Here is a 16,420-nt window from a genome sequence, read left to right as displayed (position 1 = left end):
CTTTGTGGTGCAGGCAGGAAAGGAAGTCAGGGCTGCCTTCCTAAGGCGCCTGGTCGTGAAAAGCGGCAGGATGAAAACTTGGGTTGCGAAGCCAATTCTAACCCACAAACGTTGATCGCCGGAGCAGGGTCAAGGCGATCCACAGATACCAGAATATCAGGCCAATCCCGAATAGCGTGGTCAACTCTGCCAACGGCGGGAACGTCGTCGCGATTCCCGAGAGCCCGATAAGCATCGTGAGCCATGCTGCGATTGCAGGAATGCCCGGTCGCCCTTTCATAGCGAGGCCTGTGCACAGGAGCCAAAAACCACCGACGATTTCGTTTCCGCCGCCCAAGCCGTTTACGACAAGACGATAGGCGTGGAACACGACTGACGCGGTCGCAGGATCGCTTGCCTGCAGATCGGACAGAAGCTGAAGACCGATGTTGGCGACCATTCCGGAAGCAAACACCAATCCCGACCAGATCAGGCCGAAACCGAGCGCAATCTGCGAAGCGATCGGCGCACCGCCCCGAAATCGCTCGTAGAGACCGAAACTGAGGATATTCATGGCGGCGCCAAAGAAGATGTAGCCGATCAGATTGATGGCCATTGAAATCTCCTGATGCGCAGACATGAAGGCGACGCGCTCGGCCGCATGGGTTGCTGCGGGCCCGAGCTCAGCAGGCGCGAACAGGGTCGCGACCACCGCAAACAGGATGATAAAGGAGGCCGCTGAATAAAGGGCGGCAAGGCCTGCAAGTTTTTGAAGTTTCAATGTGCTGCCTTTGAGTGAGCGATGTAAAAAACCTGGTGCCGACCCATGACGATTGCAGCCATCTGCCATGCAAAGAACACCAGGCAGATGCCGATCGGGGTCAGCAAGATCGAGGGTGCTCGCCAGGCGGCAGGGAGTATCTGACTATTGCCGAACGCAAAGATCGAAAGACTGATGAGTTGGGCCGTCGCCAGCCTTCCGCCGTGCCGCAAAAAACGGCGCTTGCGGCTCAACGGCTTGCGACACCCGAGATCGCCCTGCCAAAGCAAGAGTGAAACGCCGCCGAGCGCCAGGAAGGCGGGATAGGGCAAGCCATCCATCTGGCCCGAGGGGCGCATCGCGACATAAGCCGCCGTTGCAGCGCAGGCGAGAGAGAGTATCAGCGACGCGATCGCCGAAATTTCGTCGACCCGTCGGGCGACCGGACTGTCCTGCCTGACTGCCGCCCAGCCCGTCGCGACAAGGTGAGCGGCAAATATCGACAGCAACAGTGTAAACACAATCTGACGAGAAATGCTCATCCACAATCCGGTGGCGCAAACCATCGCCATGCCAGAGGTGAAAGCCCGCCCTGCCCAAATATGAGCTGCCGCACCCTTGCGAGCAACGAGCGCGACGAAGCCCGCCAACGAAACCCCAATTCCTGCAGCAAGGTGTAAAGCACCGACATATGTTAGCTGAGACACTCACGCGTCCTTCAAGAGACCCGACCTGTTTCGAACCGCTCTTCCGTGACACTGGCGCTATGTCGTCCTATCCTGCAGGCGCGGACGACCTGCTCGTCTCGACCTGCAACGGGGCTAGGGCGCTGAAAGAGGTTTCGAGGAGGACGTGCAAATCATAACGGGTGCTCAATTGGCGTGGTCCGGATCGGCCACAGCTTTGGCGCTGCTTGGCCTGACAATTGCGTTCCGGCCGAAAGGCAGCCTTACATTTCGCTGTGCGACCGCAACCGCTTTTGCGCTGCTCGCCGGGCTGGCTGGCGCTCCGCTTTTGCGCCACGGACTCGATGCGATCTGGACTTTTTACCTTCCGGCGATGCTGGTTTTCTGGGCGATCTTGCCCGTCGCATTGTCGACGGCGGCAACTGCGTTCGTCGATTCCAGCGCCAAATTTCGGATCGGCTGGAGCGGGCTTCCTGCGGTCATGGCGTTGGCGCTTGCGATGGTGACATGGATGCTTCCCCAAAGTTTGCGCGAAGCTCTTCTCATTGACGGCGAAATACCGAATGGGAGCAGGATAGGTGCTGTGGTCGCTATCACGGCTTTTGTTTTGGTTCTGATCACTGCCTTGGTCTGGCTGGCGGAAATTATGCGCATGTTTGCCAAGTTGCGTGGTTACCACCGACAGCTGCGCGATCTCTATTCCAATGCGGACCAATTCGAAGTGCGATGGCTCGGTCCGGCCTTTGCGCTTCCAGGCGCATTTGCGTTTGCAGTCGCGCTGCTTGTCCTGAACGATAATCTGTTGGGGCTGCCCGCACCTGGGCAGGTTGCGATCCTGGCAGGATGTGCAGTCGTCATTTTCCTGTTGGTCGCCTGGGTCGCCTGCGCAACCCCGCCAGCCCAAATCGAACAGCCCGATCCCGCGCCAAAATATGCGCGTTCTCCGCTGACCGATGAGCAAGCCGAACGGATCGGAATCCGCCTGGATCAGGCGATGTCGCTGGATTTGGCATTTCTTGACCCGCTACTTTCCTTACAGTCCCTGGCTCGCCGGATCGCCGTGCCTGCCAACCAGCTATCCAGATATCTGAATGAAAGGAGCGAGCTTTCGTTCTTTGACTATATCAATCGATTGCGCGCCCGGCACGCCAGCGAGCTTGTGCTGAGCGACAAAAGCAGCGTGCTGGATGCGGCATTTGCGTCTGGCTTCAACAGCAAATCTACATTCTATAAAGCCTTTCGGCGTGAGTTCGGTCAAAGCCCCGCTGCCTATCTGCAAGACCAGCCGCGACTCGATGGCGGTCCGCCAGACCGCCAAGTTTCCATTTCTCGGTCAAACATGCCCGATGACGCGACCCTTGACGCCAAGGTGAACAAAGGTGCGCTTTTGGGTAGCGCCGGCTAGAGGCTGTACAGCCCACCCCAAGCCAGCGCTGCGTTTGCTGGTCACCGCTGCCCATGGCGGCAGGTCGTTCGGCATCCATCGCCACGGCGCACCGGTCTTCACGCTGCAACGTCAGATACGGGCGCCACCAGCGACCACTCCTAGCCCGATATGTCGGACGGATAAGGCTTGCGAGAATGTTCCATCCAAGCCTTTGAAGCCTTTGAATCCTTCAAACTCATAAGTCCGTAACAGCCTCTGGATTGGCAGGCAGCCATCGCTCCAAATCACCGCGACGCGTCGAAGCCCTATGGCCAGTTTCATCCATTTCGGTTAGGCCGGTCGCCGGGGCTTCGGGGGACTATAATTCATGGCGGAACCATTTATGGGAGAGATTCGACTGATGTCGTTCGTCTTCCCGCCCAAGAACTGGGCGCTGTGCAACGGCCAGTTCCTCCCGATCAACCAGAACCAGGCGCTGTTCTCGCTTCTCGGCACCACCTTTGGCGGCAATGGTCAGACGACCTTTGCCCTGCCCGATCTGCGCGGACGCGTGCCGATCCATGTCGGCAACGGCCATTATTTGGGTGAGCGTGCGGGCGCGGAATCGCATACGCTGAGCATCAGCGAGATGCCCACTCACCTGCATGTTGCGCAGGCCACCTACACTCAGGGTAATGCCGTGAACCCGAATTTCGGTGGCACCGGCCGTGTTCTGGCGGCGGACCCCGGCAATGCCTATTCGACGGGCTTCGCGCCCAGCGCGGTTGCGCTCAATGCCGCTACCGTGGCGAATAATGGCGGAAGCCAGGCGCATCAGAATATGCAGCCCTTCCTGACGCTGAGTTATTGCATGGCGTTGGCGGGCATTTTCCCGTCCCCGAACTGAGGAAACGGCCCGATGGCACAACCTTATGTCGGCGAGCTTCGCATTTTCGCCGGAAACTTCGCCCCCGCGGGATGGATGTTCTGTGAGGGGCAGCTCCTGCCAATCTCGGAGAACGAGACGCTGTTCGTGCTGATCGGCACCACCTATGGCGGTGACGGGCAGAGCACCTTTGCGCTACCCGATCTGCGCGGCCGGCTGCCGCTTCACCAGGGCAACGGCCACACCCTTGCCGAAACGGGCGGCGCCGAAGAGGTAACGCTGTCGATCAACCAGATCCCGTCGCATAGCCACCCGATGATTGGATCGTCGGGCAATGGCTCGCAATCCAACCCCCAGAACAATGTCCTGGCCAGCTCGACGCTGGTGAAGCTCTATTCGGGCGAGGCTGCGGATACGGCGATGGCCCCAACCTCGATTACCTCGGTCGGCGGCAGCCAGCCGCATACCAATTTCCAGCCCTATCTTTGCGTGAACTACATCATCTCGCTGTTCGGCATCTTTCCGAGCCAGAACTGACAGGAACGCACCATGGCCGATCCCTTCGTCGCAGAGATTCGCATTTTCCCGTTCAACTTCGCCCCAAGAGGCTGGGCGTGGTGTGACGGACAGTTGCTGCCGATTTCGCAGAACACCGCGCTGTTCTCGTTGCTGGGCACCACCTATGGCGGCGATGGTAAAGCCACGTTCGCGCTTCCGGACATGCAGGGCCGTGCGCCGATGCATCCGGGTCAGGGTCCCGGTCTTTCGTTGCACGATCTGGGCGAAACCGGCGGCAGCGACACCGTCACGCTGCTTGAATCGGAAATCCCGAACCATTCGCACACGCTGCGCAGTTCCGTTGAGGACGGTACGCAGGGTACGCTCTCCAATGGCGTCGCGCTCTCCACGTCGGTCGGCGGCACGCTCTATCACAGCACGACCAACACCAACCTGGTCCAGATGTCGCCTCAGGCGCTCTCACCGGCGGGCGGCAGCCTGCCCCACAACAATATGCAACCTTATCTGACCTTCTACTTCTGTATCGCGATGCAGGGCGTGTTCCCGCCGCGGAGCTGACGCTGGTCGAACGCCATGCCACCGCCTCTCCGTGCCGCTGCATCCTATGCGCTCGACTATCGTCCCTATGGGGCGGAGGATCTCGATTTCATCGAAGCGCTCTATCTTTCCACGCGCGACGAGGAACTGGCGCTGAGCGGCTGGCCTGAAGGGCAGAGGAAGGCCTTCCTCGTCCAGCAGCACCGCGCCCAGCATCATCACTATCAGACCTATTATCCGAACGCCGAGCGGTTGATCGTCGAGCGCGATGGTGCCCCGATCGGACGGCTCTACGTCGACACCTGGCCGCTGGAACTGCGTATCGTCGACATCTCGCTCGTGGCAGCGGCGCGCGGGCAGGGAATCGGCGAGGCGGTCCTGCGGGACGTGATCGCCTGGGCGGAGGACCAGACCAAAGGCGTGTCGATCCACGTCGAGAAATTCAATCCGGCGCGGCGGCTGTACCACCGCCTCGGCTTCGTCGTGACCGAGGACAAGGGTGTCTACGACCTGATGGAATATGGAACGCCCGCTGCCGCCCGACCGATCTAGAAGAAGATCGCTTCGTAACGCAGCCCGCCCCCGGGCCGGTAGCCGACCGCGACGATGAAGATCTCATGCGCGGTATCGCCGAGCGTGAAGCGATAGATCGCCTGCGGCAGCCTGGGTTCTGCCGGCCCCGCAAATTCGAGCCGGAATCCGCCTTCCGGCCGGGGAGAATGCGGCACCGACTCGACAGCGACGAGTTCGAGTGTCTGCGTTCCGATTTCCGCTTCGATCGCGAAGGACTCGCCGATACGCCCCTCGAAATCGCTGAGTTTCAGTCCCGGAACGGTATCCGCTGTCATCATCCAACCTTCCCCGGCCACCCGCCTGCGCACGGCGTTGCCGCTATAGGCAGGCAGGGCCTGCTGCGCCAATCCCGGACTGTGCCGAAACTACCATGATCGCGGCATCATTCATGGGGTGCGGTACGGCCAACCGGGTGGTAAAGACCCATTTGGGGGAAAGGCGTGCGCGGTTGCCGGGCCTGGCCATTTGTGAAGTACGAAACCAATGACTCATAGCTCACGTCGTCAGTTCGTTGTTGGGGGACTGGTCGTCATGGCGGGCGCCGGGGTTGCCGGCTGCGATGGCGGCGGCAAATCGGGCAGCGTCGTCGTTGCGCCCACAACCGGCGCCACGCCGGCCGGCCCGCCGCTCACGGCTTCCGAAGCCAGCGAGTGGGACAAGTTCGTCGGCACGACGTTCCAGATCTCCGCGAATACGGGCAAGGTCCCGGCCACACTCGTCAGTCTGGAACGCATCGCCGATGCGACGCGGCCGGCGAGCCTGGGGCGGCACCAGCCCTTCTACGCCGTCTTTCAGATGGATGCGCGTCTGGCACCGACGGGCGGCAAAACCTTCCAGCTCTCGCATGCCACCAAGGGAAACTTCGATCTGTTCCTGGGCATGGCGAGCGAGATCCAGGGCAAGGGCGTACTTACGGCGCTTCTCAACTAGGAATCCTCGCTTTGGCTGGCCGGCGTTTCCGGCAGGGATCACCCTGGCGCCAGCGGCGTGAGAGCCGTTAGCGGCGGGCAATCCATGAACCTTGTTCGCGCGGCGTTTCCGGTTCCGCGCGGTCGCGCAGCCACGGGCTCGCCCTCCACCTTGCGGACTATTTCAATGAAATCGGCAGCCACGCATAAAAATTTCCCGTTGAATGAGGGGTGCCGCGACTGGCCGCGTATCTATGGTGCAAGCTACGCGCGCTTGATTCCGTCCTAAATAATTGAAATAAAAGGCAGAATCTGCCTTGACCTGTATATACAACCCGTGTTCCTTCGCCCGATAACAAGGGTCAGGGAGAATCTATGATGAGCAAGAAGGGAGCATTGCTTCTCGGCACCGCGATGATGGCGGTCTGTTTCGCACCGGCGCAGGCGCAGACCGTCGCGGCGGATGAGGCGGCGCAGAGCGAAACCTCCGGAGAGGTCGTCGTCACCGGATCGCGCATCCGCCGGCAGGACCTTGCCGGGGTCGGGCCAGCCACCGTGGTATCGGCCGAGCAGATCGAGAATACCGGCATCGCCAATATCGAGACGATGCTCCAGCGGCTCCCGGCCAATGCAGGCTTCGCCGGCAACCAGAGCTCGGCCTATTGGACCAACAACGGCTATGGCACCGCGCAGGTCAATCTGCGCGGCCTCGGCATCAAGCGCACATTGGTGCTGCTCAACGGCCGCCGCCTTGTCGCGGGCGGCACCGGCGCCAATTCGTCGCCCGATCTCAACATGATCCCCGTCGTCGCGCTCGCGCGGACCGACGTCCTCAAGGACGGCGCCTCGGCGATCTACGGCGCCGACGCCATGGCGGGCGTGGTCAATCTCGTCACCCGCACCGATTATGAAGGCTTCGGCGTCACTGCACGATATGGCCTCACCGATCGCGGCGACGGCGGGGATTTTACCGCCGACCTGATCTGGGGCGCCCGCAATGATCGCGGCGGCATCATGGCGGCGGTCACCTATCAAACAACCGATGCGGTCAACATGGCGACCCGCGCACCCTGTTCGCTGGCAGAAAACACGCCGGGCGCGCTGTCGTGCACCAACAGCACCTCGACGATCGGCGGCCGCGCCGTGCTGCCCAATGGCCAGCAGATCAACTTCAATCAGGTGCCCGGCGGCAATGGCGATTTCTTTGAGCCGTACAGCGGCGCAAAGCACAACAACAACGTCCAGCGCTACCTGAACGCGGTCAGCCCGATCGAGCGCATCAGCACCGCCGTGTTCGCCGACTATCAGATCACCGACGGTGTCCAGGTCTTCGGTGAATTGCTTTACACCCACCGCAAGAGCGAGCAGCTCGCGACCCCGGGTACGCTGCGGAATATTTCGATTTCGGCGACCAACCCGACCAACCCGACCGGACAGAATCTGCTGCTCGTACGCCGGATGCTGGTCGAGGGCGGGCCGCGCGAATTCTTCCAGAAAACCGAAACCTGGCAAGGTACGCTGGGCTTCCGCGGCAAGTTCGCCAATGACTGGGCGTGGGAAGTCGCGGCTGCGTTCGGCCGCAACACCGCGGTCGACGGGTCGACCAATGTCGCCAACCTTGCCAAGGTCGCCAACACGCTCGACCGCACCAAGTGCAGCGTAGCTGTGGGCGCCGCGATCCCCTGTGCCGACTATCTGGGCGCGGGCGACGTCACCCCGGCGGTGCTCAACTATATCAACTTCACCTCGCGCGATCATGGCGGCAATGAACTGGCGACCGTCACGGCCGACCTGACCGGCAGCCTGTTCAACCTGCCCGCCGGACCGGTGTCCTTCGCGACGGGCGCCGTCTACCGGAAGGAAAAGGGCTGGCGCGATCCCGATCCGCTGACGGTGCTCGGCGTCGCCAACACCAACCAGCAGGATCCGATCTCCGGCGCCAGCACCGCCAAGGAGGGCTATCTCGAGCTCTCGATCCCAGTGTTCGCCAACGCGCCCTTCTTCAAGGCGCTGACGCTCGACGGCGCGGTCCGCTATTCGGACTATGATCTGTTCGGCGGCGACTGGAACTACAAGCTGGGTGCCGATTGGGTCATCAACGACGATATCCGCCTGCGCGGCACCTACGGCACCGGCTTCCGGATTCCCAACGTGCCGGAACTGTTCGGCGGCGTGTCGGAAGGCAACCTCACCACCACCGATCCGTGCAGCCGCTATTCGGCCAGCGGCAACGCAACGCTGATCGCCAACTGCCGGGCCTCGGGTGTGCCGGCAAACTATGTCCAGCTCGGGAACACCATTCTCACCACCGTTGGCGGCAACCAGAAACTGAAGCCCGAAAGCTCGCGGACCTGGACGATCGGCACGGTGATCCGGCCCAAGGGGCTTATCCCCGGCCTGTCGTTCACCGCCGACTGGTTCGACATCGACATCAAGGACGCGATCCGCGCAATCCCGGGCTCGACCAAGCTCGCGGTCTGCTACGCCAGCGCTAACCTGTCGCACCCGTTCTGCAGCGATTTCAAGCGCAGCACGCTCACCGGTGAGGTCATCGATCTGTCGGCACAGCCGATCAACACCGGGCGCGAGCAGATGAACGGGCTCGATCTGGGTCTGGTCTATGATCGCAACGTCGGCGGGGTCGCGCTGACGATCGACCTCAACCTCACCTATCTCAACAAATATGACATCCTGCCCTTCCCCGGCGGCGCCCCGATCCAGTTCGACGGCCATATCGGCGGCGGCAATGGCGGCTATGCCAAGTGGCGCGGCTATGGCGTGATCACCGGGCGCAAGGACGGCTTCAGCGCGACCTGGTCGACGCAGTGGATCGGCAAGGCGACCGATTTCAACGCGGCCGCGACCGATATCGGCTATCGCACGCCCAACGTGTTTTACCACAACGCGCAACTCGCCTACGAGATCAACGAGCGTACCCGCTTCCAGATCGGCGTCGACAATCTGTTCAATCGCAAGGCGCCGTACATCAAGAGCTTCACCGATGCGAACACCGACACGATGACCTACGACCTGCTCGGACGGCGCTTCTATGTCGGCTTCCGCACCGGCTTCTGAGGCGAGCAGGATAATGTCGGGAAAGATCCGCTGGCCGCTCGTCGCGCGGCGCTTCCACAAGTGGCTGGCGTTGCTGGTCGGGGTTCAGGTGCTGCTGTGGACGCTCACCGGCGTCTACATGGTCGTCATCCATATCGATACGATCCATGGCGACCATCTCGTCCGTGCGCCCGCCGTGCAGCCCTACGACCTCGCCGGGATCATCCCCCCGGCGCGGATCGTGGCGGCACAGCCGGGCAGCTCGGAGCTGCGGCTCCAGCGTCACTTCGACCGCCCGGTCTGGCGCGCGGAGACGCCGGAGGGCCGGGCCCTGTTCGATGCGAAAACCGGCCAGCGCCTCGCGCCGCCGACCGAGCTCGAAATCCACCAGCTCGCGCGGCGGATCTATACCGGAACGGGTGAGATCGTGTCCGTCAAGCTGCTGACCGAAGCGCCGCAGGAGATGCAGTCGCGCAAGCCGCCTTACTGGCAGGTCGAGTTCACGGGCTGGAACCGCCCGACGCTCTACCTCTCTCCGGTGACCGGCGAGCTGATCTCACGCCGGCACAATCTGTGGCGCGGCTTCGACATCGCCTGGATGCTCCACATCATGGACTATGACGAACGCTCCGACGTCAACAACCCGCTGCTTCGCGTGGCAACCTGGAGCGCCTTCGCGATGGCATTGACCGGCGCCTGGCTCCTGATCTGGGCGTTCCCGCGCCGCAAGAAAAAGAAGAAGGCACCCGCAGCATGAAGCGCATCCGCCTCTCCCCGCTGTTGTTCCGCCGCATCCACAAATGGGTGGGCCTGATCCTCGGCCTTCAGTTCCTGCTCTGGGCGCTGAGCGGCGCAGTGATGGCGCTGCTCGACAAGGATGCGGTCGGCGGCCACGGCGCACACGCCGCGCATGTCCATCCCCTGCCCGCCGACACGGCGTTCGTCGCACCGTCGCGGCTCGCAGGGCTGGGACCGGTGTCCGGACTGGAGTTGCGCGACCTCGCCGGTCGTCCGGTCTATGAGCTGCAGACCGGCAAGGGCATCGCCCTCGTCGACGCGACTGACGGGCAGCGCGTGAGGATCGACGCCGCGACGGCTCAGACCGTCGCCGCGATGGCCAACGAAGCCCCGGTCCGCGACGTCGTCCGGCTGGACAAGCCCAATCTGGAGTCGCGCGACGGCACCGGCCCGATGTGGCGCGTGAACTTTACCGATGCGGAAAACAGCAGCGCCTATGTCTCCGAGCAGACCGGACGCCTGGTCGTGATGCGCGGCGACACCTGGCGGACCTGGGACTTTTTCTGGATGCTCCACAATATGGATTATGTGAGCCGTTCCAGCTTCAACCATCCGCTGATCATCTTCGTCGCGCTGGGCACATTGTGGTTGTCGGGAACCGGCTTCTACCTGTTGTTCAAGAGCTTCACCCGCACCGACTTCCGCTGGCTGCGCCGGCGCAAGCGCAAGCCGCAGGCTTCGGCCTGAGGTTCAGGGTCCAAACCCGATCGGGCCGCCTGCGCCCCGCGTCCTGATCGGGTTTGGGCCCTAATCGCTGGTGACCGAAAAGCTCGCCGAAAGCTCAAAGCGGTTCGCCGGGTGGGTGAGCCAGGCGTGCGAGACCAGCCGCCCGCGGCTCCAGGTCTGCCGGGTCATGACGAGGATGGGCTCGCCATCCTCCAGCCCCAGCAAGCTGCGGGTGGGATCGTCGGGCATCGCCGCGCGCACGCGGTGCTCGACCCGTTCCAGCGGCGCGATCCGCGTCAGATATTCGTTCGGCGTCGTGTGGGTGAAGTCGGTCACCGCATAGTCCGGTGCTACCGACGCCAGAACGATACGCTCCTCGATCTGGATCGGAAATTCGGCCTCATGGTGCACGATGACCGAATGAAACAGGCGCGTGCCGGCGGCCACGCCCATCAGCGCGGCGGTATCGCCTCCCGCCTTCACGACCTCATTCAGCACCACGCGCGCGCGATAGGCGTGTCCGCGGGCGCGAACCTCATCGGCGATATTGCGGATTTCGATCATGTGCCCGATCGGCTTCGCTTCGGCGACGAACGAGCCGCTCCCGGCACGCCGCACCAATACCCCGGCGCTCTGCAATTCGCGCAGCGCGCGGTTCGCGGTCATGCGCGAAACCCCGAACCGGGTCACCAGTTCGGCCTCTGAAGGTACGCGATCGCCGGAGCGCAGCGTTCCATCCTTGATCGCATCATGGATGAACTGCTTGATCGCCGCATAGCGCGGCGCGTCGCCTGCTGTTCCCCGTTCGGGGTCGCGCGGTTCCTTTGCCACCTTCTCTGCCGGATTCCCGTGTGATTCTGTGCGTTTGGCCGCGCTCGCTGTCATAGCCTGTCTATACAGGCGATCTGTATCCGGCGCCATGACTCCGCGACGTCAGGCGAAACGATCCTCGGGACCGCGCCGCGCGCAGGCATCGGCCCCCGGGGCAACCTGCAACGGACGCCGCAGCGCCCGCCGCCAGATTCGCTTAGTTATGGTGGGCAAAGGCCTTCCTGCCGCCCGGTCCGAACGCAACGACGGTATAGCGTTGTGGGCGCTGGCCCGGCACTTCCATTCCCGGCGAACCAAGCGGCATTCCGGCAACGGCAAGACCCACAACGCCCTTCGGACGTTGCTTAAGCACGCGCTTCATGTCCGCGATCGGAACATGACCCTCGAACGCCATGCCATCGATGATCGCAGTGTGGCACGATGCGAGGTCGGCGGGCATCGCATACTTCTTGTGGAGCGCAACCCGCTGGGGATCGTCGATCATCCGGACCTGCCGGCCGAACTGCGCACGCACCTGCTCGGCCCATTTCTCGCAGCAGCCGCAACCCGGATCGCGGTGAACGGCGATCTGTTGCGCCGCCAATGCGGTCATCGGTGCACTCAGGGCCAGCGCCGCCAACAGAAGCTTAACTCGTGTCATCTCGATCCCTCGTCCTGGTTACACCGCCCGAATACGCGGACGAAGCAGGGGCAACACCCGCTTATCTGGATTACGCGATCCGTCAGTCGGTCCCTCGAACCCTGATATCCGGGCGATCGCGCCCGCGCCATCCATGCCGTCCGGCCTGAAGCCTGAGGCAGGCAGGTCCGCCGAACTGATTGTAACGCTGCCGAAATCGTGTCTATGTCGCTATTCCTAGCGACAGAAGTCGGTGGGATCGATGGTACAAGGCCGTAACCGGGGCGTCGTCGAGCGTTCGCCTGATCGCCCGCCCCGGTCGCGCCGCAGGGCGCAGACCGTTCCAGGATGTTCCGATGGCCGATACCGTTCCGCCACTCCTCAATGTCGCGCTGGTCGAGGATGACGTCGCGTTCCAGAACAGCTTCGCCGCCGCGGTCGCGGAAACCGGCGACATGCGGCTCGCCGGCATCGCCCATAATGTCGCGCAAGCGCGACTCCTGCTGGCCGGCGACCCGCTCGACGTGCTCGTGGTCGACCTCGGCCTGCCCGACGGGTCCGGGATCGACGTGATCCGGGCCGCGCATGCCGCGTGGCCGCAATGCGGCATCATGGTCAGCACCACCTTTGCCGATGAGAAACACGTCATCGCCTCGATCGAGGCGGGGGCGGCGGGCTATTTGCTCAAGGACAGTTCGTCGGAGAAGATCGCCGACGAAATCCGTGCGCTCCATGCCGGCGGCAGCCCGATCAGCCCGCGGATCGCGCGCCAGATCCTGCTGCGCTTCCGCCCGACCGAGCCCGCGCCGCAGCCGCCTGAAGAAGCCGCGGCACTCCCGCTCGCCTCACCGCTCTCGCCGCGCGAGCGCGAGGCGCTCGAGCTGATCACCAAGGGGTTCAGCTATGACGAGATCGCCGATCTGATGCAGGTTTCGCGCAACACGGTGATGACCTTCGTGCGGCGCATCTACCAGAAGCTCGAAGTCCATTCGAAGGCCGAAGCGATCTACGAAGCGCGGAATCATGGGATTCTCTAGCTATCTGCGCACCGTGCTGTTCTATGCCGGCATCCTGCTGCTGATCCTCGGCGGCGCCTGGCTCGCCGGTCGGCCACACGGAATCCATCTGACCCAGGCGCAGTTCCTGACCCAGGACACCGACGGCTACACGCCGCCACCGCGTCAGATCGACTGGCGGAGCATCCCCGGCCAGTGGCGTACGGTCGCCATGCCCCATGCCCCGCGACCCGGTGTCCCGACCCAGCCGGGCGATGCAGGCCTGCTGCCAACGCGGACGAGCTGGTATCACTTCCAGCTCGACCCCGCCCGCCCGGCACCGCCCGATTCCTATCTCTATGTTCCGCGCTGGAAGACCGATGGCGAGATCGCGATCTATCTCGACGGGCGGCTCTTCTACCAGTCGCACGCCAACCTTCAGTGGAATGGCTCGAACCGTCCGTTGTGGATCCCGCTCGAGGACGCCGCCGAGACCACGCCGCCGCGCGAGATTCTGGTGCGGATCCGGCATGTCCGCGGCATGGGCGGCGCGCTCTCATCCATGTGGGTGGGCGACTATTCGCAGCTCGGCGCGGCGTATCTGGTCCGCAACTTCTTCCAGACCGAGCTTCCCTATATCGGCTCCGCGATGTTCCTCGCGACGGGGGTGTTCGCCTTTTTCGTCTGGCTGAGACGGCGGCGCGAGACGCCCTATCTGTTGTTCGCGGCGATGACGATCGTCGTCTTTCTGCGCGTCATGCACAGCTATATGGGCATGGACCGTCTGCCGGTATCGGACGCCTGGTTCGGCTGGTTCACGGTCAATTCGATCACGTGGATGATGCTGATCGTCCAGCTGTTCCTGCTCCGGCTCCACCATCACCGTCAGCCGCTGCTGACCGCCACGATTGTGGCGACATCGCTGGTGGTCGGCCTGATCACGCTGCCCCTTTTCGCCGGCACATTCGACGCCACGGTGATTGCGCCGGTCATCTATGTGACCATGGCGATTCTCAGCACGCTCACCTTCGGCACCGGCCTGTACCGCAGCTGGCAGGTGCAGTCGCGCGAAGGCGTGGTCCTCGCCGGGTGGGGCCTGCTCAGCGTCCTGCTCGGCGGCTACGACATCCTGCTCCAGAACAACCTGGTCAATATCGAGGGGCTGTTCCTCAACATCTATGCCGCGATCGGCCTGATCATCGCGTTCTGTCAGATCATGCTGGGCCGCTACACGAGCGCGATGAGCGAGGTCGAGCGCGCCAACACCGTCCTCGCCGACCGGCTGGCCGAGCGCGAGGCGGAACTCAACGCCAGCCACGAGAAACTCCGCGAGATCGAGCGGCGCGAGGTGCTCTTTCAGGAACGCCAGCGTCTGATGCAGGACATGCACGACGGCCTCGGCTCATCGCTGGTCAGCGCGCTGCGTGTGGTCGAGCACGGCCGCATCGCCGAAAGCGAAATCGCCGACCTGCTCAAGGGCTGCATCGACGACCTCAAGCTCACCATCGATTCAATGGAGCCGGTCGAGACCGATCTGCTGTTGCTGCTCGGTACGCTGCGCTTCCGCCTCCAGCCGCGGCTCGAGGCGACGGGGATCAAGCTGCGCTGGGAGGTCGGGGACGTGCCGCCGCTCGCCTGGCTCGACCAGCGCCATTCGCTCCATGTCCTGCGTATCCTGCAGGAAGCCTTCACCAATGTGATCAAGCATGCAGGCGCCAGCGAGATCCGGGTCACGACTGAAGCCCGCGACGGCTTCGTCCGGGTGGGGATCGTCGACAATGGCCGCGGCTTCGACACCACTACAGCCAGGGATGGACGCGGCCTCGGCAATCAGGCGCGGCGGGCCGAAGCGATCGGCGGCAGGATCGAGATCCGGTCGGAAGCGGGCGGCACGATCGTGACACTCCTGCTTCCGATCGACAGCCTGCCGGGCACCGCACCCTAGACGTCTTGCACCGCTTTCGGCCGCAGCAGCCAGCCGACGAGCAGTCCGAACAGGAAGTTGGAGATGCCGGTCTCGAACCCGTGCGCCAGCCGGATATCGGGCGGCATGAACGGGTTCTCGGGCAGCAACGGGGCAATCCCGCCGACGACCGAGAAGAGGATCGCCAGCACCAGCGGAGCTGCGCGCGGGCCGGTGCGCAGCCATGGCAGGGCCGCCAGCACGAAGATCAGAGCGCGCGGCACCTGCAACGCGGCGACCAGCCAGACAGGCGGCACCGTGCGCGCGGCGTAGAAATCGGCGATATAGGGCCAGACGAGCGTTCCGGCGCCCCAGTAGAGCAGCTCATAGCCGATGATGACCGCGGCGAGCTTCATCGGACTCATGTCCGGCTTCGCTCCCGGTCCGGCAGCCCCCTTCCAGCGGCCGGTGACGGTCACCGCCAGCGCAGCGACAATCGCATAGGCCGGAAGCAACACCAGCATTGCGGCGGCGGTATCGGAGACGCCGATCACGCCGAAGACCACGGCTTCGATCAGATTGTTGAACTGGCCGACGACCCAGCCGAGCACGAACAACGCCAGAAACAGCCGCCAACCTCGCCCCGGCGAGACCCATGCGGCCAGCGTCAGCGCCGCGAACGTCAGGCCCGCATAGCCCAGGATCATCATGACTCCATCTCCTTCGCGAGCAGAAACATGTGCCGCCGCATCAACGCGCGGGCATTGGCATAGGGTGGTCCTTCGAAGCTCCACACCGCGGTGACTCCCAGGACCATCGTCTTGAACGACAGGATCAGGTCGGACACCGAAACCGTCGGTCGCATGCCGTGCGCGGCCAGCAACCGATCGAACAGCGCCGTCAATGCCGCGTCCTGCAATGTCTGGAAGGCCGCAAGCTCGAACACGAATCCGTCGCCCTGAAACAGCCGGGCGAGGAAAGCGCGGACGAACGCATGATGCGGCGGCTTGTCCTCAAGCAGCGTCCAGGCCGCAGCGTCGAGCGCCTCGGCGATGCTCATTCCCGGCGCCGGCAGCAGCGCGATCCGGTCGAGCGCGCGTCGGTCGAGCTCGACGAGGAAGGCGACGACGATGTCCTCCTTCGCGCCGAAGTAATTGTAGACGGTGCCCTTTCCGACGCCCGCGGCCTCGGCGATTTCCTCGACGGTCACCGCATCGATTCCGTGCTCGCCGAACAGCGCGACAGCGGACTCGAGGATGCGAATCCGGGTATCGGCTTTCTTACGTTCACGAATTCCGACTCGGGTCATAATTGACCATAGTCATATTTTGAACCGCCAG

At 63.4% G+C, this 16,420-nt stretch carries 18 protein-coding genes; 11 read left to right on the top strand and 7 right to left on the bottom strand.

All coding sequences use genetic code 11. The features are described from left to right. Window positions 1–97: 97 nt before the first annotated feature. Both AC07NK_RS05550 and AC07NK_RS05545 read right to left on the bottom strand, forming a co-directional pair. Window positions 98–760, bottom strand: a complete 663-nt coding sequence (locus AC07NK_RS05550; protein ID WP_495169558.1) for a hypothetical protein — start codon at window positions 758–760, stop codon at window positions 98–100. Further along, window positions 757–1,389, bottom strand: a complete 633-nt coding sequence (locus AC07NK_RS05545) for a hypothetical protein (protein WP_495169557.1) — start codon at window positions 1,387–1,389, stop codon at window positions 757–759. The genes AC07NK_RS05550 and AC07NK_RS05545 overlap by 4 nt, the downstream gene beginning before the upstream one ends. 253 nt (window positions 1,390–1,642) lie before the next feature. Between AC07NK_RS05545 and AC07NK_RS05540 the strand changes: the two genes are divergently transcribed. The 5 genes from AC07NK_RS05540 to AC07NK_RS05520 all read left to right on the top strand — a co-directional run bounded on the left by AC07NK_RS05540 (window position 1,643) and on the right by AC07NK_RS05520 (window position 5,285). Beyond that, entirely contained in the window at window positions 1,643–2,830 is a 1,188-nt protein-coding gene (locus tag AC07NK_RS05540; RefSeq protein WP_495169556.1) for a helix-turn-helix domain-containing protein, read from the top strand. A gap of 349 nt (window positions 2,831–3,179) precedes the next feature. Next, window positions 3,180–3,698: a phage tail protein gene (locus AC07NK_RS05535; RefSeq protein WP_495169555.1), complete on the top strand. Its 519-nt coding sequence runs from the start codon at window positions 3,180–3,182 to the stop codon at window positions 3,696–3,698. Between the two features lie 12 nt (window positions 3,699–3,710). After that, window positions 3,711–4,214: a phage tail protein gene (locus AC07NK_RS05530; RefSeq protein WP_495169554.1), complete on the top strand. Its 504-nt coding sequence runs from the start codon at window positions 3,711–3,713 to the stop codon at window positions 4,212–4,214. Between the two features lie 12 nt (window positions 4,215–4,226). Further along, the gene (locus AC07NK_RS05525) at window positions 4,227–4,754 is read left to right on the top strand and encodes a phage tail protein (protein WP_495169553.1); all 528 of its coding nucleotides are present in this window, start codon (window positions 4,227–4,229) and stop codon (window positions 4,752–4,754) included. A gap of 15 nt (window positions 4,755–4,769) precedes the next feature. Then, a complete protein-coding gene (locus AC07NK_RS05520; protein ID WP_495169552.1) occupies window positions 4,770–5,285 on the top strand; it encodes a GNAT family N-acetyltransferase in 516 nt (171 codons plus the stop codon). Here the strand turns inward: AC07NK_RS05520 and AC07NK_RS05515 are convergent. Then, window positions 5,282–5,653: a DUF6916 family protein gene (locus AC07NK_RS05515; protein ID WP_495169551.1), complete on the bottom strand. Its 372-nt coding sequence runs from the start codon at window positions 5,651–5,653 to the stop codon at window positions 5,282–5,284. The two genes, AC07NK_RS05520 and AC07NK_RS05515, sit on opposite strands and share 4 nt — an antisense overlap. Window positions 5,654–5,789: 136 nt before the next feature. Between AC07NK_RS05515 and AC07NK_RS05510 the strand changes: the two genes are divergently transcribed. From AC07NK_RS05510 to AC07NK_RS05495, 4 genes are all read left to right on the top strand, one after another. Further along, entirely contained in the window at window positions 5,790–6,236 is a 447-nt protein-coding gene (locus tag AC07NK_RS05510) for a DUF6916 family protein (RefSeq protein ID WP_495169550.1), read from the top strand. Window positions 6,237–6,592: 356 nt separating this feature from the next. Continuing rightward, window positions 6,593–9,289 (top strand): TonB-dependent receptor domain-containing protein, encoded by a 2,697-nt coding sequence (locus AC07NK_RS05505; RefSeq protein WP_495169549.1) that lies wholly within the window; start codon window positions 6,593–6,595, stop codon window positions 9,287–9,289. A gap of 13 nt (window positions 9,290–9,302) precedes the next feature. Next, complete coding sequence (locus tag AC07NK_RS05500) at window positions 9,303–10,025, top strand: hypothetical protein (protein WP_495169548.1); 723 nt, start codon at window positions 9,303–9,305, stop codon at window positions 10,023–10,025. Beyond that, entirely contained in the window at window positions 10,022–10,753 is a 732-nt protein-coding gene (locus AC07NK_RS05495; RefSeq protein WP_495169547.1) for a PepSY domain-containing protein, read from the top strand. The genes AC07NK_RS05500 and AC07NK_RS05495 overlap by 4 nt, the downstream gene beginning before the upstream one ends. A 60-nt stretch (window positions 10,754–10,813) precedes the next feature. On the opposite strand, the gene hutC is transcribed toward AC07NK_RS05495, so the two are convergent. Further along, entirely contained in the window at window positions 10,814–11,563 is a 750-nt protein-coding gene (hutC, locus tag AC07NK_RS05490; protein WP_495169546.1) for a histidine utilization transcriptional repressor HutC, read from the bottom strand. A gap of 196 nt (window positions 11,564–11,759) precedes the next feature. Next, on the bottom strand, window positions 11,760–12,203 hold the full coding sequence (locus AC07NK_RS05485; protein WP_495169545.1) for a DUF411 domain-containing protein: 444 nt from the start codon (window positions 12,201–12,203) through the stop codon (window positions 11,760–11,762). 335 nt (window positions 12,204–12,538) lie between these two features. Here AC07NK_RS05485 and AC07NK_RS05480 point away from each other — a divergent pair, with 335 nt between their 5' ends. Further along, a complete protein-coding gene (locus AC07NK_RS05480; RefSeq protein WP_495169544.1) occupies window positions 12,539–13,219 on the top strand; it encodes a LuxR C-terminal-related transcriptional regulator in 681 nt (226 codons plus the stop codon). Further along, window positions 13,206–15,122 (top strand): sensor histidine kinase, encoded by a 1,917-nt coding sequence (locus tag AC07NK_RS05475; RefSeq protein ID WP_495169543.1) that lies wholly within the window; start codon window positions 13,206–13,208, stop codon window positions 15,120–15,122. Before AC07NK_RS05480 ends, AC07NK_RS05475 begins: the two co-directional genes overlap by 14 nt. Here AC07NK_RS05475 and AC07NK_RS05470 read toward each other — a convergent pair. Both AC07NK_RS05470 and AC07NK_RS05465 read right to left on the bottom strand, forming a co-directional pair. Continuing rightward, entirely contained in the window at window positions 15,119–15,790 is a 672-nt protein-coding gene (locus AC07NK_RS05470) for a hypothetical protein (protein ID WP_495169542.1), read from the bottom strand. The genes AC07NK_RS05475 and AC07NK_RS05470 overlap by 4 nt on opposite strands. After that, window positions 15,787–16,389: a TetR/AcrR family transcriptional regulator gene (locus AC07NK_RS05465; RefSeq protein ID WP_495169541.1), complete on the bottom strand. Its 603-nt coding sequence runs from the start codon at window positions 16,387–16,389 to the stop codon at window positions 15,787–15,789. The genes AC07NK_RS05470 and AC07NK_RS05465 overlap by 4 nt, the downstream gene beginning before the upstream one ends. Window positions 16,390–16,420: the final 31 nt, after the last annotated feature.

The organism is Sphingomonas sp. GW821-FHT09B04 (genome assembly GCF_059418285.1).
Note: the sequence above shows the minus strand (reverse complement) of the source record. Positions and strands in the feature narration are given on the sequence as shown.